14 protein-coding genes are annotated in these 22,229 nt (G+C 68.5%); 7 read left to right on the top strand and 7 right to left on the bottom strand.

Translation table 11 applies throughout. From position 1 onward, the window contains the following. The first annotated feature begins 33 nt into the window (after nt 1-33). Nucleotides 34-2,157 carry a serine/threonine-protein kinase gene (locus tag DB30_RS16125; protein WP_205632995.1) on the top strand — a complete coding sequence of 708 codons (2,124 nt, stop codon included), beginning with the start codon at nt 34-36 and terminating at the stop codon, nt 2,155-2,157. 6 nt (nt 2,158-2,163) lie between these two features. On the opposite strand, the gene DB30_RS16120 is transcribed toward DB30_RS16125, so the two are convergent. Further along, nucleotides 2,164-2,964 (bottom strand): DUF1295 domain-containing protein, encoded by an 801-nt coding sequence (locus tag DB30_RS16120; protein WP_052549885.1) that lies wholly within the window; start codon nt 2,962-2,964, stop codon nt 2,164-2,166. A gap of 131 nt (nt 2,965-3,095) precedes the next feature. On the opposite strand from DB30_RS16120, the gene DB30_RS41475 reads away from it, so the two are divergent. Both DB30_RS41475 and DB30_RS16110 read left to right on the top strand, forming a co-directional pair. After that, nucleotides 3,096-3,845: a hypothetical protein gene (locus DB30_RS41475; RefSeq protein ID WP_052549816.1), complete on the top strand. Its 750-nt coding sequence runs from the start codon at nt 3,096-3,098 to the stop codon at nt 3,843-3,845. A gap of 456 nt (nt 3,846-4,301) precedes the next feature. Beyond that, nucleotides 4,302-5,375, top strand: coding sequence for a XylR N-terminal domain-containing protein (locus tag DB30_RS16110; protein WP_052549814.1), 1,074 nt, complete (start codon nt 4,302-4,304; stop codon nt 5,373-5,375). Nucleotides 5,376-5,429: 54 nt separating this feature from the next. Here the strand turns inward: DB30_RS16110 and DB30_RS16105 are convergent, their stop codons facing one another. From DB30_RS16105 to DB30_RS16090, 4 genes are all read right to left on the bottom strand, one after another. Then, nucleotides 5,430-6,116, bottom strand: a complete 687-nt coding sequence (locus tag DB30_RS16105; protein ID WP_052549812.1) for a class I SAM-dependent methyltransferase — start codon at nt 6,114-6,116, stop codon at nt 5,430-5,432. Nucleotides 6,117-6,468: 352 nt separating this feature from the next. Further along, on the bottom strand, nt 6,469-7,467 hold the full coding sequence (gene meaB / locus DB30_RS16100; RefSeq protein WP_052549810.1) for a methylmalonyl Co-A mutase-associated GTPase MeaB: 999 nt from the start codon (nt 7,465-7,467) through the stop codon (nt 6,469-6,471). Continuing rightward, nucleotides 7,464-9,659, bottom strand: a complete 2,196-nt coding sequence (gene scpA, locus DB30_RS16095) for a methylmalonyl-CoA mutase (RefSeq protein ID WP_052549809.1) — start codon at nt 9,657-9,659, stop codon at nt 7,464-7,466. Before scpA ends, meaB begins: the two co-directional genes overlap by 4 nt. A 1-nt stretch (nt 9,660) precedes the next feature. Continuing rightward, nucleotides 9,661-11,670 carry a methylmalonyl-CoA mutase family protein gene (locus DB30_RS16090; RefSeq protein WP_052549807.1) on the bottom strand — a complete coding sequence of 670 codons (2,010 nt, stop codon included), beginning with the start codon at nt 11,668-11,670 and terminating at the stop codon, nt 9,661-9,663. Nucleotides 11,671-11,992: 322 nt separating this feature from the next. Here DB30_RS16090 and DB30_RS16085 point away from each other — a divergent pair, with 322 nt between their 5' ends. After that, a complete protein-coding gene (locus DB30_RS16085) occupies nt 11,993-14,878 on the top strand; it encodes a serine/threonine-protein kinase (protein WP_165703797.1) in 2,886 nt (961 codons plus the stop codon). A 67-nt stretch (nt 14,879-14,945) separates the two neighbouring features. After that, nucleotides 14,946-15,347 carry a hypothetical protein gene (locus DB30_RS16080; protein ID WP_146659163.1) on the top strand — a complete coding sequence of 134 codons (402 nt, stop codon included), beginning with the start codon at nt 14,946-14,948 and terminating at the stop codon, nt 15,345-15,347. Between the two features lie 3 nt (nt 15,348-15,350). On the opposite strand, the gene DB30_RS16075 is transcribed toward DB30_RS16080, so the two are convergent. Continuing rightward, a complete protein-coding gene (locus DB30_RS16075; protein ID WP_052549802.1) occupies nt 15,351-15,977 on the bottom strand; it encodes an RNA polymerase sigma factor in 627 nt (208 codons plus the stop codon). A 104-nt stretch (nt 15,978-16,081) separates the two neighbouring features. Further along, a complete protein-coding gene (locus DB30_RS16070; protein WP_052549799.1) occupies nt 16,082-16,708 on the bottom strand; it encodes a peptidoglycan-binding domain-containing protein in 627 nt (208 codons plus the stop codon). Nucleotides 16,709-16,813: 105 nt separating this feature from the next. On the opposite strand from DB30_RS16070, the gene DB30_RS16065 reads away from it, so the two are divergent. Together DB30_RS16065 and DB30_RS16060 are read left to right on the top strand one after the other, a co-directional pair. Then, nucleotides 16,814-20,530 (top strand): hypothetical protein, encoded by a 3,717-nt coding sequence (locus DB30_RS16065; RefSeq protein WP_052549797.1) that lies wholly within the window; start codon nt 16,814-16,816, stop codon nt 20,528-20,530. A gap of 90 nt (nt 20,531-20,620) precedes the next feature. Beyond that, on the top strand, nt 20,621-22,147 hold the full coding sequence (locus tag DB30_RS16060; protein ID WP_146659161.1) for a hypothetical protein: 1,527 nt from the start codon (nt 20,621-20,623) through the stop codon (nt 22,145-22,147). Nucleotides 22,148-22,229: the final 82 nt, after the last annotated feature.

Below are 22,229 nucleotides of genomic sequence, written 5' to 3'. Positions count from 1 at the left end.
CCGTTTGAAAGTATGGTCGAGGTCGACACGACGATGAGCCGGGTGGAGGCCAGCACCAGCGCGGGTTGGGAGCCGATCGAGACCAACAGTCGCCTGTTGGTGGGTGAGCTGGTGCCCGGAACCCGCCTGCAGATCATCGAGTGGATTGGCGAGGGCAGCATGGGGCAGGTGTTCGAAGCGCTGCACACCGACATTCAGCGTCGCGTCGCGCTGAAGGTGTTGCGGGCGACCTTCGAGCTCTCATCGGATCTATTCGCGATGTTCACCAACGAAGCCAGGGCCTGCGCGCGCGTGGAGTCCCGCTTTGTCGTGGAGGTCATGGACTTTGGCGAGCTCCCGGACCATCGGCCCTTCTTTGTGATGGAGCTGCTTGGGCGCGAGGATCTGCATGGCGCGCTGAAGCAGGGCAAGATGTCGCTGACGCGCGCGCTGCCAATTTTGCGTCAATGCTGCAAGGCGTTGGCGGCGATCCACGAAGCCGGCCTGGTGCATCGCGACATCAAGCCCAAGAACGTCGTGTTGCAGCGGGAGGATGGGCGGGCGGACTCGGTTCGCGTGGTGGATCTGGGCTTGGCCGCAGAGCCTGGGAGCACGCCGAAGATCTCGGGGACAGGGCCGTACATGGCCCCGGAGCAGATCCTGGGCGAGGCATTTGACGGGCGGGTCGATGTCTACGCGTTGGGGTGCATGGCCTACGTGATGTTGGCCGGGCGGCCACCCTTCGAGGGCGGGCTCGAGCAGATCCTAGTTGCGCACGAGCTCGCAACCCCAGAGCCGATCACATCGCTATGCCCGGACTTGCCGGCCGCGCTAGATCCGATCTTGTTGCGGTGCCTGGAGAAGTCGCCCGAGCAGCGCTGGCCAAACGCCCACGAGCTCGAGGCCGCGCTGATCGAGCTGCAGATCGCGCTGGGCATCGTCACGCCCTGGGATGACCTGCCGCTGCCCAACGTCGACGATGCACGCCGCGCTCGCTTGGGCGAAGCCCTGGCCCGTCGCAACCACCGCATGGGATGGGCTGGCTGGGCGTGGTCGGCGGTCGGGGTTGGGGCAACGTTGATCCTTGGCGCGTTTGGGGGGCTGGTGATCGGCTCGCGCGGGGATGAGTCCGCGACCCAGGCGGCGGTCGCCTCGGCCCCGGCGTACGACGACTCGCGGCTCGAACACTTGACCAATCAGACCCGTCTGGCCGCGTCAAAGGCCTATTGGGTCTACCCCCCACCGTCGGGGCAAGCGACGGCGCTGCGCTGGATCGAGGTGCTCGAGGCCGAAGAGGGCGTGCTGGCTGCGGCCGCCCACGCGCGGGCAAACGTGCTGCGCGAGGAGATCGCCGAGACCCTCAGTCGCTTTGGTGATCGCTATTGGAAGGAGCCGCACGGGCGGTCCTTTGCCCTGGAATTCTACGGGCTCGCGCTCGTGTTCGTGCCTGATCATCCCCACGCAGGCTCGCGCAGTCCGTTGACCCCGACGCAGCTGGCGGATCTGATCGCCCGGGCCGAGCGGGGCGACTTCAGCCAGGCCGAGCTGCGCACCGGGAAGTTGATGGAGGCGCTCGCCAACCCCGACGACGGTGCCCGACGCGACCAGGTCGTGGCGCTGGTGAAGCCGGGGGAGGATCGACCTCCGTGGCACGCCAGCGAAGAGCTGCTGCAGCTCGTTGATACCGACGCCGCCACGCCGCCACCCCGCGACGGGGGCTGGCTCGAGGCGGCGCCGATCCTTCAGGCGCCTGCAGAAGCGGCCGTTGAAGCGGTCGCCGCGTCGCTCGCTGAGCCCGTTGATGAGCCCATGCGCAGCGACCCACCCAAGGCCGCGGCGCTGGTCTCGAAGGCCGAGCGGGCGACCGGTGGGGGCCGTCGCGCCGACGCGCGCCGGCTCTTCAACGAGGCCCTCGCGCTGGACAGCACCAGCGTCGCCGCGCTCACGGGGCTCGCGGAGCTCCACTTCGAGGCTGGCGAATACAGCAAGGCGCTGGGGTATGCACGCCGGGCCGCGCAGCTGCGTCCTGGCGAGGGTGAGCTGCACGTGCTGCTTGGTGACTGCTACCTCAAGTCGATGCGCTACGCCGAAGCTAGCGATGCCTACAAGCGCGCCGCGAGCCTCCACCACCACTTGGCAGCGGGCCGGTTGACGAAGCTGGCCCAGCTGTTGGAGTGAGGCGGATCAGCCGCGCGGCCACCAGGGGATCAGCTTTGAAGTTGTGCGCTGGTAGTCGGCGTAGCTCGGGTACTTGCGCAGCGACAGGGCCTCGGTGAAGCCTGTGGAGCCGTAGAATAGGGCGACGAGGACGATCGGCCCGGTGAAGATCGCCGCCCACTCGCGCGAGCCCGCCGCGAGGGCGAAGGCCGCGACAACCCACCACAGCGCTTGCTCGGCGAAGAAATTGGGGTGTCGCGAGTAGCGGAACAGCCCCGTGGTCAGGAACGGCGGGGGGTTCTCACCACGCTCGAGCGCCGCCCGCTTGGTGGTTTGAAACCGCCACTGTTGCTGGTCGGCCAGGGTCTCGAGCCCGAGCAGCCCCAAGAACGCCAGCGCCAGCGCGCCGTCGATCCAGTCGAGCGGCGCGGACTGCTTTGCAGCCGCCCAAGCCGGGAGGCTGAGCAGCAGCAACAGCGCGTTTTGAAAGCCGGCGATGAACACCAGGTTGAACAGCTGAAACGCCCTGGGGCTCATGCCCTTTTGCAGCGCCGCCCACCGGTAGTCTTCGCCGCCCGGCGCGTAGCCGCCCTTGCGCGCGAAGTTGAAGGTGAGCCGCGCACCCCAGCACAGCACCAGCGCGGCGAGCAGGACCAATCGCGGGGTCCAGCCGCTCGCCCACGCAAAGTACGTGACGTAGGCGACCGGCGTGATCGACCAGATCCGGTCGACCCACGAGTACTCGCGGGTGACGATCGAGAGCAGCCAGCAGCTCGCGGCGACGGCCGTGCAGCCGAGCACCGCGTTGGAGAGGACGGGGTCGAGCATCGCGCGCAGCATGCCAGGACCTGGGCTGATGTCACGGGCCCCCGACCCACGGCCCGGCCCACGGCTGCTTCGACTCGATCAAATCATGCCGTGGGGTGGACATGACGTGGGATCGGACCCGATCATGACGGATGCTCACTTGCAGCGTTCGCACCGTCCACACCGTCCACGCCCCGATCCTCGCCCTGGGGTTGATCCTGTCTTGTACGAGTGACGACGGCGAGCCCATGGCCGACGCGACCACGCAAGAGACCGGCGAGGGTGATGGCGACGGCGACGGCGATGGCGACGGCGACGGCGATGGGGACGGCGACGGCGACGGCGACGGCGATGGCGACGGCGACGGGTGCCCAGATCCGCAGAGCAGCGTCGAGCTTCAGCGCGTGCTCGGGGCGTCCGGCCCATTCCCGGATCCGATCCCCGAGATGGACAGCCTCGAGCTCACGGTGATGCAGTCGGGGATCGGCGGCGACGAGCGCATCTACCTCTACGCCGACTACGACATGGTCGGCGGGAGCTTCACGACCAACTTCATGTATCTCACGATCGCGCTCAACGACATGGGCTGCGCGCTCAATACCGCCGTTGACGTCGGGTCGCTCGAGCTCGTCACGCTCCCGATCATCGACGCCAGCGCCGGCGGGGCGGATCCGATCGAGCAGGCCCCACCCGGCGGCGGCGCCGAGCCCATGTCGGTCAATGTCTGGGACATCACCGATATCGCGCTGCAAGATGACGACTGCGGCAATTCGCCGCTGCACTCGATCTCGTATAGCCCAATGGGCGGACCGTATGTGGTGCTGTGGTCTTACAAGGGCGCCGATGCGGTGATTCGAGATCTGAAGCTGTTCGCGGGCGCGGTCACGCAGACCTGCCCGTGAGAGCTGCGCTGCGCCGCGTGGGCCCGGAGCGGCAATCGTTCGGCAGCCTAGAGCGCCAATCAGTTTGAATTCACGACGCCAGGCACATCTGGGGCCGCTCCTGCCGTTGTCGGTCGGCGCTCGCAGTATGCCGGATACAGCTTCGGCCTCCCTCCTAGGCAGGAACGGCCCCAGACGCACCTGACGACGCGACTCCAAACTGATCGGCGCTCTAGGGGTACGGCAAACTTCGCCGGAATCTTGGCCTCGACCGGCTCGGGGAGCTCGAGCGGCATTGGCCGGTTCGTCTATCACCCTTTGCTGCGACACGTCGCGCGATCTTTGCGTCAGCCGCAGAGATTGCAGCTCGAGGAGGTTCGATCCCGCCCCGCTGTCGACCAACATGTTCGATCGGTGCGTGCGTGTTGGATTGCGAGAAGGGACGGGGGTTGAGTCCGTTTGCTATGATGCATCCCGATGCAGCTCGCGGATCTCAATTTGGCAACCGCGCTCGAGTTCGCACCGCAAGATGGCAAGCTCCTGCTCGGTCAGGAGCGCATGCTGTTGTTTCGGCAAGAGGCGTTCTCGCTGCTGCACCAGGTGCTCGACGCCAAGCTCGGCACCACGCTGGCACGCGCAGCGTTGATGCAGTTCGGCTATCAATGCGGCTACGGCGACTACGACGCGCTCAGCACGATGTACACGTGGGACAAAGAGGTCGACCGCCTCGGCGCTGGACCGCGGATGCATGAATGGGAAGGCCTCGTGAAAGTCGAGCCGCTCGAGATGAGCTATGACCGCGCGAGCGGCCACTTCCTGTTTCGGGGTCTCTGGAAAAACTCCTACGAGGCCGAGGTCCACCTGCGGAGCCTTGGCTCCGCTCGCGAGCCCGTGTGCTACTCGCTGCTCGGATACGCGAGCGGCTGGGGCACCGCGTTCTTTGGCGCGCCGCTGCTGGCGATCGAGCGTGAGTGCATCGCGTGCGGCGATCCACATTGTTCGTGGGAGCTGCGTCCGGTCAACTCCTGGGGCGCCGAAGCGGCCCCGTGGCGCGAGGCCTTGAATTCGACCGAGACCATTCGGGACAAGCTCGAGCTCATCACATCGCAACAACGAGAGATCCAGGAGCTGTCAACCCCGATCATCCAGGTCTGGGACCAGGTCCTGGCGTTGCCCGTCGTTGGCCGCATCAGCCACACGCAGGCCACGAGCATGACCGCGCGCATGCTCGACGCCGTCACCCAGAAGCGGGCTCGCTATGCGCTGATCGATCTCACCGGGGTCGACACCATCGACGCGAGCTCTGCGGGTCACTTGATGGCGCTGATCCGTGCGCTGGGGCTGCTGGGTTGTACTTGCTTTGTCTGCGGCATCTCGCCGGGCGTCGCCACCACGCTGGTCGCTGTTGGGGGCGATGTTCCAAGCGGTCGGGGGTTTCGGACCTTCGCTACGCTTCACACGGCTCTCGCGGCGGCGCTCGAACAGCTCGGCGTGCAGGTGCAACTGCGCGCGGCGGCGGGCCTCCGCAGCGCGCCTGCTCGATCACGCTGACGAAGCTGGTCACTGCCCTCGACGAAGAATCCGGCGCGAGGCGACGAGATAGCCTCACGCGTAGGCCACCCAGCCACGGAACGTGAATCCAACATAGAAGAGCTGAACCTCGCCAAACCCTGCCTCGTAGAGGATGGCCTCGTCCTGCGCTGGCGTCAGGATCGGCAACTCCCGCGCTACCTTTTCCCGTGCCGCAGCCGCCCTGTGCGGCTCGACACCCGACGCGACCAGGAAAGCTGCATACCGCGACATCCCGAGGTCGCGCGCACCTTCGCTGTTCTCGATGCTCAGGTGCGCAGCCACAAAGGGAGCACCGGGCTTCAGGCGGCGACGGATCTCTGTCGCCATGGGCACGCGCTGCTCGAGCGGCACGAAGTGGAAGGTCAGCAGGCATGTTGCTGCGTCGAACGGCCCCACCGGCGCGTCTTGAACGTATCCCTCGTGCAGCGTCACCCTCGACGACAACGGGCCCAGGTGACGCGTTGCGAGGTCCAGCATCGGCGCGCTCGGGTCGACGCCGTCGAACTGCCAACCTGGGTTGGCTTGCGCGAAGTCCTGCAACTCCAGGCCTCCACCCGCACCAACGACCAGCACCCGGCCGTCCGCCGGCACTCGCTCTTGCAGCAGAATCCGCGTCATCGGCACGAGACTGGCGTAGCCGGGGACGTTGCGTCGCGGGCCCTCGGCGTACTTGGCAACCGCGTCAGCGCTGCCGAATGCGGACTGGGATGTGTCGGTCATTCACCGAATATTGGCACACGTAGCCGTGCGACCGCACCCGACGACGCGACCCCGGGTCGGACGTGATCTTGCGGTCAGCGGGTGGGGGCGTTAGCCGCCCAGCTTCACGAGCTGCCCGTCACCGTTGACGAGCCACCGCGAGGCGTACCCTCGATGGTTCGTTCGCGCTCGTCAACGCGCCCTTCGACGTGGGGCGTACGCGGCAGTTCTCAACGCGGAGCCAAGTACCCTCGCGCCGATCCAGTAGCGCGCTTCGAGTGGGCCGGAGCGACGCCGCTGGCGACGCTCGGGGCCTCGCTCGCTTGCGGACGTCTTCGTGGACGGGCTCACCGTGGGCAGCGGGCTGTTGGCTTCAATCCCGCGCACCACGAAACACCGCCAGCAATTCCGCCGCCGCATGATCCGGCGCCACGCGGCCGTCGCGTACATCCAATTCCACCGCACCCACGCGCTGGCCGACCTCACCGTGCTCGCGGAAGACCTGCATGACACCCCACTCAATCGCCCGCCACATCGCCTGAACCCGCTGCTGCGCCCGGGTCTGCTCCCACTCCCCGCTGGCGGTGAGCGCCGCCCGAAATCGTTCGATCTCTGCCCACAGCACGTCCACGCCATCGCCGCTGATCCCCGAACAGGTCAACACCGGCACATCCCAATGCGCGCTCTTGCGCGGCATCAAGTGCAGCGCCCGCGCATACTCCATGCGGGCACGCCGGGCGTTCTGCATGTTGTCACCATCCGCTTTGTTGATGGTCACCAAGTCGGCCAATTCCAGGATCCCGCGCTTGATCCCCTGTAGCTCGTCCCCGGCCCCGGCGAGCATCAAGACCAAGAAGCAATCGACCATTCCCGCGACCATGGTCTCGCTCTGGCCAACGCCCACGGTCTCGACCAGCACCACCTCATAGCCGGCCGCCTCGCACAGCAAGATCGCCTCGCGGGTGCGCCGGGCCACGCCGCCGAGGGAGCCACGGCTGGGTGAGGGCCGCACGAACGCGAGCGGATCGCGGGCCAGCTCTTGCATTCGGGTCTTGTCGCCCAGGATCGAGCCGCCGCTGCGGGTGCTCGAGGGATCGACGGCGAGCACGGCGACCTTGGTGCCGTTGCTGGTGAGCTGGCGGCCAAGGGTCTCGATGAAGGTGCTCTTGCCAACGCCCGGCACGCCGGTGATCCCCACGCGGATCCCCGCGCCCGTGTGCGGCAAGATCCGCTCGAGCAGGGATCGGGCGTGGACTTGATCGCGCTCGAGGCCGCTCTCGATCAGCGTGATCGCTCGCCCGAGCGCGCTGCGATCCCCGGCGCGTACACCCGCCTCGAGCTCTGCAACATCGATGCTGCGCCGTGGCGTCAAAGCGTCAGCTCCAGCTGCGTGGCCAGCTGCTCGAGCACGGTTGCGGCCGCCTGCGCGAGCACGGTGCCGGGCCCGAAGATCGCAGCCACTCCCAGCTCGCGCAGCGCGGCATGGTCGGCCGGCGGGACCACGCCGCCCACCACGATCATGATGTCTGCCCGCCCAAGCTGGGCCAGCGCGGCCATCAGCGCGGGCACCAAGGTCAGGTGACCCGCCGCGAGCGAGCTGACGCCGATCACGTGCACGTCGTTCTCGACGGCCTGCCGCGCGGTCTCGTCGGGGGTCTGAAACAGCGGGCCAACATCGACATCGAAGCCCATGTCTGCGAACCCAGTCGCGATCACCTTGGCGCCGCGGTCGTGGCCATCTTGGCCCATCTTGGCGACCAGCAGGCGCGGCCTCCGGCCCTCTTGCTGCTCGAACGCCGCGGTCTGCTGCAGGACCCGGTCGATCTCGCTGTCACCAGAGGCGCCGCCCTTGCCCCCATCACGAAGCTCGCTGGAGTACACCCCCGCGATTGTACGTGTCTGCGCGACGTGGCGCCCCCACACCTGCTCGAGCGCCAGGCTGATCTCACCGACGGTGGCCTTGGCTCGGGCGGCGTCGATCGCCGCCGCCAGCAGGTTGCCCTGACCCGTCTCGGCGCAGCTTCGCAGGGCCGCGAGCGTGCGCTCGAGCGCCGCTTCGTCCCGCTCGGATCGCAGCTGCTCGAGCCGCGCGAGCTGGGCCGCTCGCACGGCGCTGTTGTCGACCTGGCGGACCTCGATCTCGGGCTCGTGCGCGAGCACGTTGCGGTTGACGCCGATCACCGCCTGCTGCCCGCTGTCGATCCGCGCTTGGGTACGCGCGGCCGCCTCTTCGATGCGCAGCTTGGGCACGCCGGCCTCGATCGCCTTGGCCATGCCGCCGATCTGCTCGATCTCTTCGATCAACACGCGGGCCTTGGCGGCCAGGTCGTGGGTCAGGCGCTCGACGTAGTAGCTGCCGCCCCAGGGATCGACGACCTCACAGATCCCGGTTTCTTCTTGCAGCTGAATTTGCGTGTTGCGAGCCAGCCGCGCCGAGAGCTCGCTGGGCAGCGCCAGGGCCTCGTCGAACGCGTTGGTGTGCAGCGACTGCGTGTGCCCGAGCGTGGCCGCGAGCGCCTCGACGCAGGTTCGCGCGACGTTGTTGTAGGGGTCGCGGGCCGTCAGCGACCAGCCCGAGGTCTGCGAGTGAGTTCGCAGCGCCAGCGACTTTGGATCTTTGGGGTTGAAGCGCGCGACGATCTCGGCCCACAGCAATCGCGCGGCCCGGAGCTTGGCGACCTCCATGAAGAAGTTCATGCCGATCGCCCAAAAGAACGAGATCCGCGGCACGAATGCGTCGACCTCGAGGCCCGCGGCCACGCCCGTGCGAATGTACTCGAGCCCGTCGGCCAGGGTGTACGCGAGCTCGAGATCCGCCGTCGCGCCGGCCTCTTGCATGTGGTAACCCGACACCGAGATCGAGTTGAATTTGGGCATGTGCGCGGCCGTGTGCGCAAAGATGTCACCAATGATCCGCATTGAGGGCGCCGGCGGATAAATATAGGTGTTGCGGACCATGAACTCTTTGAGCACATCGTTTTGGATGGTCCCAGTCAGCGCGGCTTGGGCCACACCCTGCTCCTCGGCGGCGACAATGTAGAGCGCGAGGATCGGCAGCACCGCGCCGTTCATGGTCATCGACACGCTCATGCGATCGAGCGGAATCCGGTCGAACAAGATCCGCATGTCGAGGATCGAGTCGATCGCGACGCCGGCCATGCCCACGTCCCCGACCACGCGGGGATGATCGCTGTCGTAGCCGCGGTGGGTGGCAAGGTCGAACGCGATCGACAGCCCCTTCTGCCCAGCTGCGAGGTTGCGGCGATAAAACGCGTTGCTGGCCTCGGCGGTGGAGAAGCCCGCGTACTGCCGGATCGTCCACGGCCGGACCGCGTACAGGGTCGCGTAGGGCCCGCGCAGATACGGCGGCACGCCCGGCGCGGTGTCGAGCACGCCAGCGTCCTCGAGCTCGCGCAGATCCGCTGCGGTATAGATCGGCGCGACCTCGATGCCCTCGGGGGTGGTCCACGGTTGCGTGGCCTGGGTTGGATCTGGGGGCGTCTGCGCGATCTCGATCGCGTCGAACTCGAGCGTGGCCCACTTGGGAAGTGATGGCTCGGACATGTCAGGCCTGCTCCTGGTCGCTGGTTGTGAGCACGCCGAGCTTGGTCAGCGCGTGCTCGAGCTCCGCGAGCAAGTCACCGCCCGCGAACAAGTAGCGGGGGGGGAGCTCGGGATCGAGGCCCCAGTCGTGGTCCTGGGGCGGGCGGCCGGCGATCCACACGGTCTGGGCACCCGCAGCGCGCAGCGAGACCAGCAGCGGCGCGACGAGCTGGGCGTAGTCACGATCTTGCCCGCAGATCAGCGCGAGCGAGCAGCCGCTGGCGCGCAGACCCGCGGCGGCCTCGGCGGACAGGCGCGCGGGGTCGTCGGTCGCAAAGCTCTCGCTGGCGACGGTCTGGATCCCGCCCGCGAGGAAGCTGTTGGCGGCGAAGTCGGCCCGCGCTTGCAGCCCCGCGATCGGGCCCAAGTTGCACGCGTAGATCCGCGGCGGGGCGCCGTGCGCTGTCGCCCAGATCGCGCTGGCGTCACGCAGCCGCTCGAACGGCGCCGCGAGGCGCAGGCGCGTGAACTTGGGGATCTCTGCGGGATCCAAGACCGGGGTCAGCCGGGCCTGATCGCCACCGTCGGTCGTCACGTCGTTGCTGGGCTGCGGCGGCGTGGGTTGTTCGTCCAGCGTGGGGTAGCTGCTGACCCCGGTGATCGGCTGCTTGCGGGTGGCGACCTGGACGCGCAGCCGCTCGGCCGAAGCGGCGATGCTGCGGTGGATCGCCCCCGCGCACAGGTTGGCGACCAAGCCACCGCTGCGCTCGAGCTCGCGGAACCGGTTCCAAGCCGTGCGCGCGAGCGCGTCGGTCAGCGACTCGACGTACCAGCTGCCACCCGCCGGATCGATCACGCGGTCGAGGTGGGCCTCCTCGCGCAGGATCAGCTGGGTGTTGAGCGCGAGCCGCCGCCCGAGCTCGCTGCCGCGACCAAGCCCGAACACCTCGTCGCGCTCGGGCCCGCACAGGCCGTCGAACGCCGCGGTTGCGATCGCACTGGCGCCGCCGGTTGCGGCCGCGAAGCTGCCCACGGTCCCGCGCAGCAGGTTGACCCACGACCCGTGTCGCGTCCACGTGCGCGCCGAGCTGGTCGCGTGGATCCACAGGTCTGCGCGTGGGTGACCAGCCGCGGTCGTGAACTTGGCCCACACCACTCGGGCCGCGCGGAGCTTGGCGATCGCCTCGAACGGGCGACCCGCGATCGGCAAGGTCCACAGCATCGCGCTGGCGAGGTCCGCGATCTCGAGCCCAAGCCCCGCGCCGCGGCGGAGCAGCTCGGCGCAGGTCGAGAGCGCGAGCGCGAGCTCTTCGGCGTCGCTGGCCCCGGCGGCGTGATAGCCACAGGTCGAGACGCCGAGCAGCCCCGTGCGCATGCCCAAGATCGCGTCGCTCAGGCGGGTGAGCGCGCCCTCGAAATTCTGCTCGAGGCTGCCCGTGTGGACGAGCGCGCTGATCGGGTCGTAGATCACGCCGCCGCAGCTGGGCCCGCGGCCAAGCTCGACGGTCATCGCCCGGCCTTCGTCTTCGCTGTGGGTGTCGAGCCACTCCTCGAGCGCGTCGGCCCACACGGGCGCGAGCAGTCCGGCGTCGAAGAACACCGGGGTCGCCGTGGGGTCGATGCCGTCGAGCAGAAGGTCGAGCTGCTCGAAGGCGTCACACACGAGCCCGTCTGGCTTCGCGCCTGGCTGCCGACCCGCCTGCAGCTCGCTGTCGAGGATGAACCGCGCTCCGCCAGCGCCAAGCTCGAGGTCGCGGCGGGCAGCGGCGTTGGCCGCCTTGGGATCGGCGTGGCGATACTCCTGCACGCTCAGCCACGGATTTTTTGGGAGCTGCCGGGGCGCGCGGGCGTCGTTGTCACGCAGGTACAGGGGCGGCACCGCGATGCCGTCTGCGGTCGCGCGGGTCAGGCTCGCAAGCGGCCGACCCCTGAGCTCGCTGGTGGCCTTGGCCTCCCACTGGGCGCGCGCGCTGGCGGCCTCGCGGGCGGGAGCTGGCGCGGGGGAACTCGAAGTCTCAGTTTCCTGTGGCATGGGGAGGCCTCCGCTCGCGTGTCGGGCGCTGTGAACTGGCGGGTTCGCGTGCGGAAGGGATGGCGCACTCTAGCGGCGGTGAAGATCGGATCCAATGTCGCTGGTGAAACCGCTGCAACGGTTGCCGCGCCGGAAGCACCTTGGACGGGCTCGGGGGCCCTCGACCGCCTACGGAGCTGCACGGATTTGCAGGTGGAAGTCCGCGGAATGACGATTCCGAGCGGATCCCCCTTCTCGCCGGCGCGCACGCCCCCACATGAGAAACTCTCGCGCAGGCGTCGTCACTTTGTTCGGTGGCGACACTCCTCGATTGGAGTTTCTGATGGCGCGCGAACCCGAAATGGACGCTGAGGCGAGCACTCGAGCTCCGCACGCGGCCAGCATCGAGGGCGCGCGCCTCTACCACAGCATCAAGGCCCGGCTGTTCGAGACCGAGGCTCCGGTCGTGCAGATCGGGCCGCATCGGCTGATCCGGCGGCTCGGCAGCGGTGGCATGGGCGAGGTGTTCCTGGCCCACGACGACCAGCTCGACCGGCCGCTGGCCGTCAAGCTCGTCCACGCCAAGCTCAGCCACGACGATCGCTTCGCCGAGCGAATGCGACGCGAGGGGCGGGCGCTCGCCAAGCTGACGCACCCCAACGTCGTGCACGTGTATGAAGTTGGCGAGCACGAAGGTCGCCTGTTCTTGGCGATGGAGTACATCGAGGGCGGCACCCTTGGCGCGTGGATCCGCGAGCGCTCGCCCGACTGGAAGCAGGTGCTCGAGGCTTACCTGCGCGCAGGCGAGGGCCTGGTCGCCGCGCACGCGGCCGGCCTGACCCATCGCGACTTCAAGCCCGACAACGTGCTGCGCGGTGACGACGGCCGCATCTGCGTGGCTGACTTTGGGTTGGCCCGCGTGAGCGCAAACCCAAGTGATCCGGCGCTGCAACGCAGCCTCGAGATCTCGGTCGAGAGCGGCGAGGCTCCGGCGACGCTCGACGATCGGCTGAGTGTGAGCGGGGCGGTGATGGGCACGCCGATCTACATGCCGCTCGAGCAGCTGCGCGGCGAGCCTGTCGACGCGCGCAGCGATCAGTTCTCGTTTTGTGTCGCGCTCTACGAAGGTCTGTGGGGGGCGCGGCCGCACGTCGCCAACAACCTGCGCGCGCGCGAGCTCGCGTTGGTCGAGGATCGGCCCGCGGTTCCGCGACGCGGCGTGGCGCCGAGCTGGGTGTGGCCGATCGTGCGGCGTGGGTTGGCGCGGGATCCGGCCCAGCGCTGGCCCGACATGCGGAGCCTGCTCGATCAGCTGCAGCGTGCGCCGCTGCGTCGCCGCGCGCGACGGCGCGCGGTCGTGGCGGTCACGGTCGCGCTTGGGGGCGCTTGGATCGGCGCTGGCGGCCTGAGCGAGCGAGCGCCCGAGCTGTGCACGATCGACGACGCCCACCTCGCTGGCGTGTGGGACGAGGCCAGCCGGCTCGCCCTGCGTCGGGCGCTCGAGGGCAGCCCGTCGAGCGCACGCGTCGTGAACAGCCTCGATGTGTGGACCTCGAGCTGGCTGGCGGAGCAAGCCGCCAGCTGTCAGGCGACGCGCATCGAGGGCACGCAGTCCGAGCAGATGTTGGATCGGCGAACGGTCTGCTTCGCGCGCCAGCTCGGGCAGGTGAGGGCGCTCGTCGAGGTGCTCTCGGCCGCCGACGCGCAGGTGGTCGCGCGAGCTGGTCAGGCGCTGGCGGAGCTGCCGGACCTGGGCGCGTGCAGCATCGCGGCGCTCGACGTTGGGTCCGAGCCGGTCGTTGACGCGGCCCACCGGGCCGAGCTCGAAGCCGGCTACGAGTCGCTCGCGCGCGCTCGCGTCGATCTCGACGTTGGGCGGCCCGATCACGCGACTGCGCTCGCGCGGACGGCCAAGACCGCTGGCGAGGCGCTTGGCCACGCCCCGCTGGCGCTGGAGGCCAAGGCGTTGCTGGCCAGGATCACGATCGAGCGCGGCCAGCTCGCCGAAGGTCTCGAGCAGCTGCGCGCGGTCGTGCTGGCCGCCGAGCGAGCCGAGCTGTTCGAGCTCGATGCGAGCTTGCGCGTGCAGCTTGCCCGCGCGGCCGCGGGCGACGCTGCCGATCCGCGGCTCGAGCGTTGGATCATTGACGAGGCTCAGGTCGCGCTCGACCGCGTTGACCGACCGCTCGATCCACGAGAAGTGTATTTGCAGTCCGCGCGGGCGCGCATCGCCGAACAGGCCGGTGACTACGCGGCGGCGATCACCGCTCATGCGCGCGCCCATGCGCTGGCGGAGGGTCGACTCGACGCGGGACAGCGCGCCCTGCTGCGCGTGGGCATTGGCACGACGCTGTATCGCCAGGGTGACCACGAAGCGGCGCGCGACGAGCTCGAGGGCTGCCTGGGCGCCGTCACGGCAGCCTGGGGACAAGGCGCGCCCGAGGCCGCGCGGATCGAATTCAACCTTGGCATGATCGCCACCGATCTTGGCGAGTTCGACCTGGCCAAGCAGCGCCTGCGCTCGGCGATCACAATTGATGAAGCGACCTGGGGCCGCGAGTCGATCGAGGTCGCGCGGGACCGCTTTGCGCTGGCGTATCTCGCGTTTGGGCTTGGCGAGATCGAGCAGGGCTGCGCCACGATCGAGGAGCTGCTCCCGATCTACGAGACCAAGCTTGGGCTGATCCATGACGAGACGGCCTCGGCGCTCAACGCCGCCGCCGTGTGCCGATATCACGCCGCGGACTACGAAGGGGCGATCGTCGGATTCCAGCGATCACTGGAGATTCAGCGGCAAGTGCTCGGTGAGTCACATCAGGAGATCGGGTCGCTGCACACCAACATTGGCGAGGCACAATTGGCCCTCGGTCAGCTCGACGCAGCGATGATCTCGTACCAGCGCGCGCTCGAGCTGCTGTCGGCCGCGCTGCCCGAGGATCACTTCGAGCTCGTGGGCCCGCTGCGCGGGCAGGGGCTCGTGTGGCTCGAGATGGGCGATGCGGCTCTGGCGATCGAGGCGTTCGAGCGCGCGCTCGAGCTCGTTGATGGCTCACAAGACACGGACGCCGCGGAGCTTCGGTTTGGACTCGCGCGGGCGCTGGTGGCGGTCAATGGTGATCCGCGGCGCGCGAACGAGCTGGCCAGTCTCGCGCTGGAGGGCTTCGAGGCCACCGGGCTCGAGCGCGAGGCTGAGGCGGCGCGAGCGTGGCTCGCTGAACATTCACGCTGATATATTGGAGAACTGAATCACCCATTACCCGGCCACAATGTGGCTGTGCTGCGACACGGAGAACATCATGTCAAATCAAACGAGCGAAATCTCCCCTACTATTGTTCCCAAATTCAAGGTCAAGATCAAGGACACGGCAAAGTTCATCGGCGTCGATGATGCTGGTTGGTGCTGTCTGGTGGCCGAGGGCCAAGCTCTCACATTCACTAAGACGGAGGACCCCGGCTGGCAAGTGTGGCAAGCTGGGGCTAAATACGTTGGTGTCGACCAGGGGGGGCGCGTTGGACTCTACACAAACAAGAACTCGGGTGTGAAGTGGACCTTGTTGACTGACGGCAAGCTCAAATACGAGTGGGGAACCTACACGCCAGAGAACATGTCAACAGAAGCCAGCGGTGCGGTCACCGTTGGAGCCGCGAGGGAGCGGACGGAGGTCAGTGTCGAGAAGATCCCGGTCGAGGTAGAGTGACGATCATCGAGCCGCTGCTCCTGTGAGCTGTCCGCGGACCTCCTGGGCCCAGGCATCGAGCCCGTTGAGCGTGCTCTGCAGCAGCCCAGGATTGTCCGCCAGCTCGGCGATCATTCGCTCGAGCAGCTCCCGCGCCCGCCCCAGCCGCGAGCGCATCGTTGAATGTGGCACTTCCATGATCTCGGCGATCTCGGCCGCGTTCAGCCCCTCCCAGTAGTGCAGCTCGAGCGCGATCTGGTGCTCGATCGGCAACCTCCGCAGCGCGTGGAGCAGCAGTCGTTGCTCCGCGCGCTCGCCAATCAGCGCGCTCGGGCTGGGGGCCAGCTCGGCGAAGGAGCTCTCGAGCGGATCGATCGCCCGCCCGCGCCCAAGCGTTCGCAGCTGGGCGCGCAGCAGGTTGTGGGCGATGCCAAACAGGTACGAGCGAAAGCTGGCGCTCGTGCGCATGCGGTCGCGGCCCTCGAGCAGGGCGGCGAAGGTCTGCTGGATCAGGTCCTCGGCCTGGTCCGGCAGCTTGTTGCGGAAGAACCGGCTGACCGGCACGAAGTAGCGATCGAACAGCTGGGCACCGGCCGGCTTGTCGCCAAGTCGCCACGCGTCTACCAGAGCCTCGTCGGGCGTAGCGTCCATGCGGCCGATGCTATCAGCTTGGCTGCGCGGCGGGGCGAGAGGGCGGGGCGAGAGGGCGGGGCGAGAGGGCGGGGCGAGAGGCCGCGCGACCCGGCGGGCGTGCCTCACAGCCCGTCGTGAAGCTCGATCAGCTTGGCGACCGTGGCGTCGTCGAGCTCGCCGGTCTCGGCCAGGGCTTCGGCCGCCTGAAACGCCCGCAGGTCGTCGGCGAATTCATCGGCCTCGCCGCAGGCGTGACCAAGGCTCGCAAGCCGCTGACGGGCGCCGCGTTCGGTGTCTGCCGGGTCGAGCTCGCCAAGCGCGAAGGCGAACTCGATCGCGTCGTCGCCCTCGCCAAGCGTGACCACGGCCTCGCGCGCGCCGGGCCAGATCGTCTCGCACACCCGGCCCTCGCCGTCGGTGATCCCGCGCGTTTGGAGGCCGTCGACGCGCAGCAGGTAGGGCTCGTTGGCCAGGGGCTCGTCGTCGATCTCGAGCTTGACCCGAAACACCGCCGGGACGCCCTTGCGGCGAAACTTGTGCTGTGCGTCGATCGCCACGCTGTGCTCGCGGCGAGACAGGTCGGGGATCGTCAAGACGTCGCCGGCCACGAGCGCGTGGGCGTTGCCGGCCCGGGCCTCGCGCAGCTCGGCGTTGGCCTCGTGGTCCCAGATCGACTCGGGGAAGAAGCCCGCGTCCAGGGCGATGCTGGACAGGCACTCTCCGGGCTTGACGACGTGCTGGTTGGGCATGGCGGACGCGACGAGACGATACGCATCCACGTATGCCACATACGCTCGCGCGGACCAACACCCGTCCTCGGGTTCGGGTCGCGCGCGCACGCGGGAGGCATTACCATGTCGGGACAAACGGTGAAGTATCCCTCGCGTATCCGATCGGGCGACTACGTCGACGATCGCATCAAACGACAGCGTCGGCGGAAGCTCGTGGCGGCAGCGCAGCGCAGCGCGAGCGATGCCAACGCGTCGAACACCGCCAAGCTGCGCACCTGCTCGATCGAGTCGTTGCAGCTCGAGGTCGGAGGCGCACGGTCGCGCAGCTACGCCGGGTCCAAGGCGCACGATCTCGCTCACGACGACGACGGTCGGGTGAACTTTTTGCCAGCGAACCCGGCTGACAAGTCAGGCGGCGACGCGGTCACGATTCACTGGACCCTGCGCCGGCCTCAAAACATCCGCAAGGCCGAGCTGCTGCTGTTCATCACTGGCAAGGCCAAGCCGATCTGGCGCCAGACCCTGCGCTGGAAGGACGACGAGCTGCGCCCGGTCGCGCGCGACGAAGCCGATCGCCGCGGGCCCAAGGCGGATCGTCACCAGGGCTCGATGAGCTGGGACGGCTGCTTTGACGTCGCCCCGCAGGGTTGGGAGCAGCCCTGCGTCAGCGCCGGGTTCTCCCCCTACAAGCTCAAGCTCCGCGTGTTCGGTCGCGGCGCCGCCCAGACCCTCACGGCCGAGGCCTGGACCTACTTCGACGTGCTCATTGGCGAGGTCGTGCTCGACTGGGAGCAGGCCGTGGCCAAAGACACGATCGTCGAGCAGCGCAACGACGTGACCGCCCCGGTGGCGGAGGTCCTCGCCCGCGAGAAGGCGATCTGTGACGACCTTCACCGAAACGGTGTCGACGACGATCACGAGATCCTGCTGTCGAGCAACCTGTTCACCACCGACCTGCTCGCCGAGGGCAAGAATGACACGCTCTACCGCAGCCACGCCGGCCTGTGGGGTGATGGTCCGCTGATCCCCCTGTTCGCTCGGATCCGCCTGGTCAAGGCCAGCGGCGTGCTAACTGACGCGCCCTGGGCCCTGAGCGGCGCCCGGTTCTTGTGGGACTGGCGCGATCGCAGCGACTCCAAGCACAGCGCCTGGCTCGACAAGGAGAAGCGCCCGACCAAAGAATTCGTGCGCGACAGCCTCGACTACTACAAGGCCCTGCACGCCGAGAGCGGCGACGCGCCGCGGGGCTCGGACAACTGCCACGTCGAGCACGGGGGCAAGCGCGGGCCCGGGGCCAAGCTCGTGTTCCCCGAGCAAGATCCGGTCGCCGCCGGCTACGACACGGCCACCGCCGCGGTCATCCCCAAGCAGTTCCCCTTTCACGTGCAGCGCTGCAACCAGCGCCGCTGGGCTTCCACCAGCTTGCCGCGGACCAGCGGGGTTCTGGCTGGGCGCACGGGGGTGCAGTTTCAGCCCTCGCGCATGGCCGGTGACTGCTACCGGGTCTCGGTCTACTTCGTACCCCACGGCGACTTTCCGTTTGCCGCCGACGCTTCGGATCTCGCGGACGCCGTGGCCGACGAGCTGCAGGCGCACACGGGGTTGTTCGAGGTCTGGCGTCAGGTCGACGTCGCGCTGCTGCGCAAGCACGCCAACGTCGCCCAGCCATCCAGGTCGCGACTCGAGCGGATCTACGCCGCCGCCGGGGTCCGCCTTGCGATTAACGCTGGGATCGTCGACGGGCCGACCTGGCAACAGGCCTTCGACGACACGATCCAGGACGTGTTCGGGGTCCCCGGCAACGCCGGGGCGATGGAGAAGTACCGCGATCTTCTGGCCCCAGCGGTTGCGGCCCACACCGTGTTCGAGGCCGTCCAGACCGGCGAGCACGCGATCAACTACCGCGCGGTCCCGGTCGCGGGCGCGCCCAACCCCGACGACCAGACCGCGTTCTACACCATGGCCTGGAACGGCATGCCGGTCGCGTCTGCGTCCAACCAGCTGATGCCCAAGATCCAGCGTCGCTACATTGACGCGGCCTACCCCGGGGCTGGCGACGCTGGGGCCTTCACCTTCCTCTACAAACACGTGGCCTCGGTCAACGACGAGCAGCTCGCCGGGGCCGCCCACTCGCCCACCTCCACGCGGTCCCGCGCCGCCGTCTACGTGGCCTACGACGCGAACGCGCCGGGGCCTGCGGACGAAAAGTACGGACCCGGTCAGGACCAGCTCAAGGGCTTCACCTACGTCGTCGCCCACGAGATCGGCCACGCGATGTTCCTGGCTCACGCGGCGCCCGAGAACGGGGCCGAGAGCAGCGCCCACCTGCCAAGCGACGGGCTCGAGTTCGAGGACAACGACGTCTGCTTGATGAACTACCACCCCAAGGCCACGCGCCTGTGCGGGCTGTGCATCCTGCGACTGCGCGGGTGGGCCTGCTGGGGCCCCGACGACGCCGCCAACGCGCCCGGGCTGGTGCGCCTGCACAACCAGGGCGCGCGCAACAAGGTCAGCTTCGAGATCACCCGCGTCGACCTCAGCCTCCCGGCCACGCCGCCCAAGACCCGTCGGCTTCTGCATGGCTCCGACGTCAACGAGAACCTGCCGCAGCGCCAGGACCATCACTCGACCAGCAACGACACCACCCTCGCTGGCAACCCGCCGCTGACCTTGCTGGCGGGCACGGTCGTCAACGCCGGCCTGCCCGCGGACCCCGCCTGCCGGGCCCTGGCTGAGCCGATCCTGCTGCGGGCCACCGTCAACATGCCCGCGGCCGCCAGCGTGGTCTGGCGCGTCGAACGTCTTACCGATCACGACGAGGTGATTCGGGCCTCGCCCCGCGCCCTGCCCACGCTGCAACGCCGGGCGGGCACCCACGAGGCCACGCTGTTGACCGACGCAATCGGAAGCTTTCGGGTCCTCGCCTCCGTCGATCCCGCGGGCGGCGACGCGTTCGACCCCGAGGCCCCCTGCATCTGCTTTCACGTGGTCATGGTCGGCGTTGAGGTGCTCGAGCGCGGCCACAAGTTCAGCTCCAAGCGCGTGCGCTTCGAGCTCGACGAGGACGGCGATCCCACCGTGTTCACCCACGCGGGCAACCACCTGCCCATGCGCGTCCGCACCCGCGTGCGCTTGCTCGGCGGCGGCGCCGACGGCCAGCTTGGGCTCGACAAGATCCACGGCGGCTGGATCAACAACTTGACCGGCGAGGACTCCGAGGCCACCTACCACGGCCCCGACGGGGTCATGCGCGCGAAGTTCTTGCACCTGCACCGCCGCGGCGACGCGACCTGGGAGCTCCTGAACCCGCCGCTGAGCGCCGCGGCGCCGGTCGTTGACGGAAGCGGCGGGGCGACCATGGCCAACTGGAGTCTGGCCAGGGCCGTGCTGTCCTCGGCCGAGCCCAAGCCCCACCTCCCGCTGCTGGGCGCGGCCAAGACCCTCGCGTGTGGGGTCAAGATCTGGGTTGAGAACGCCGATGGCCCGGCGCAGAGCTGGCACGCCCAGCCGCCCCAGCACCCCGACCTCGACGTGAGCCTGTTCGAGTTCAATTTCGACGTCGATTTCTCGGCCTACCTGTGCTTTTGGACCGCCGATGTGCCGCTGCTGGCCGGTGTGCTCGAGGAGGTCGAGTGGGTGTTGCGCAGCGAGGTCGAGCAGCACAAGCGCAAGTACAAGCTGCGCAAGGGCGCCCGCGTCGAGCAGGTTGGCGGGTGCGTTCACGACGGGCTGCAGGCTGCCCACTCGCGGCCGATCGAGATTCAGCCGCCGGCGGGCAAGTCGATCTCGCACCCGCGCGAGCTGGACCCGCACGCGCCCGAGGGGCGCAGGTGGATGTGAGGGCCACGCCTTCGCCGACCGCAGCGTCGCGCCGATTTTCGAGGACATGGCTGGATTACAAGGCACCGCAACGGCTAAGCTGCCGTGACCATGCGTCTGAGAGAGCTGTTGCTGAGCGGAGCTTGCGCAGCTTTCGGCGTGATGGGGTGCTTGGGCCCGAACCCGCTGATCGACGCGGGCGGTCCCGGCGACGGTGATGCCGGCGATGGCGATTCCGGCGACGGTGATCCGGGCGACGGCGATCCCGGCGACGGCGATCTAGACCACGGTGACCCGAGCGACAGCGACGGCGATCCGGGCGACTGCGACAACGGCATCCTCGACGGTGACGAGACCGACGTCGATTGCGGCGGCAGCTGCAGCGGGTGCGAGCCGGGCGGCGCGTGCCTCGTTGGCGGTGACTGTGACAGCTCGGTGTGCGACGCCGAGGTCTGCGCGGCAGCGACCTGCACCGACGGGGTCAAGAATGGTGACGAGCGCAACCCGGACTGTGGCGGCAGCTGCCGGTTCTGCGCGCACTCGGAGTTCGTCGCTCAACTCGACGACTTCGAGGGCGGCCACGCGGCCGCGCCCAATGTCGCCATGTTTCAAGATGGGGTATTCGCGGTCCTCTATTCGTCGTTCGGCGATGGGTTCCGGCTGCGATGGTTTGACGAATTCGCCGCGCCGATCAGCACGGGCATACCGGTGACGGACCAGGTCACCCAGTCAGACCCGTATTCTGCGCGAGGCGTGATCGCAACCCAGGATCTCGACAGCCACGACGTCTTCGCGGTGATCAACGGGCTCAACGCGATGAGCACCAGCACCGACGTGTTCTCGATCCGACGCGGCCCCAACACCTCAGCCTCGCACCTGTCGATCTACCAAGGCCCGGACACCGTCTTCCGTGCCGACGGCGTGCTCGACGGCAACATCGCCACCTTTGTGTTTGAGAAAGACGGCGAGGTGTGGTTGCGGCGCCACAACTACTCGCTCAATATCCCGCTCGGGACGGCGATTCGGGCCAACCCGGACTTTGCCCTGCGGCCGGCCAAGCACGCCACCATCACCCAGCGCAACGGCGTCGCGGTGGTCGCCTGGTTCGCGTGCGACCCCATGGATCCCAACGATTGCGACCTCGAGCTGCGCAGCAGCGATTTCGGGTGGATCGAGGATGCGCCAGTGAAGCTCAACCTCGCCCCGCAGGGCTATGGCTACCCGGAGGTGGCGGTCGGCGAGGATGGGCGCGTCGCGCTGGCCTGGGGCGGGGGCGTGACCCACAACCGCCAGGCCTGGGCCGCGCTGCTCGAGCCCGGGCTGGTGCTCGATGGTGCGCCGTGGCTGCTGCAGGACTCGATCCCAACCTTCAGCCTGCCAACTCCCGACGTCATCGCCCTCGAAGACGGCAACTTCGCGTTCGCGTGGGGCGACTCGCCAGCCCAGCGTGTGCACATTCGACGGTTCAGCGGGCCCGATCTGCCGCTGGTCACGGACGTCGGCGACGAGGCCGCTTGGCCGGCAAGCGACTCAGTCGCGCATGTGCGGATGGCGACGGCCGCCAGGCTCGTGAGCGTCGTGTGGTCGGGCAGCGTCGACAGCGTGCTCGAGATCCAGGGCCAGGTGCTGAGCTACTGACACGCCGCGTGTTGGGGGCACAGCTTCGCGTGTTGGTGGTCGTGGCGTCTCGGGTCAGATCCCGCGGGCGCTGGCAAAGGTG

It is taken from the genome of Enhygromyxa salina, assembly GCF_000737335.2.
In the GTDB taxonomy this organism is placed as follows: Bacteria; Myxococcota_A; Polyangia; order Nannocystales; family Nannocystaceae; genus Plesiocystis; species Plesiocystis salina_C.
The sequence above is the reverse complement of the archived record's forward strand: the minus strand, read 5'-3'. Positions and strand labels throughout refer to the sequence as shown.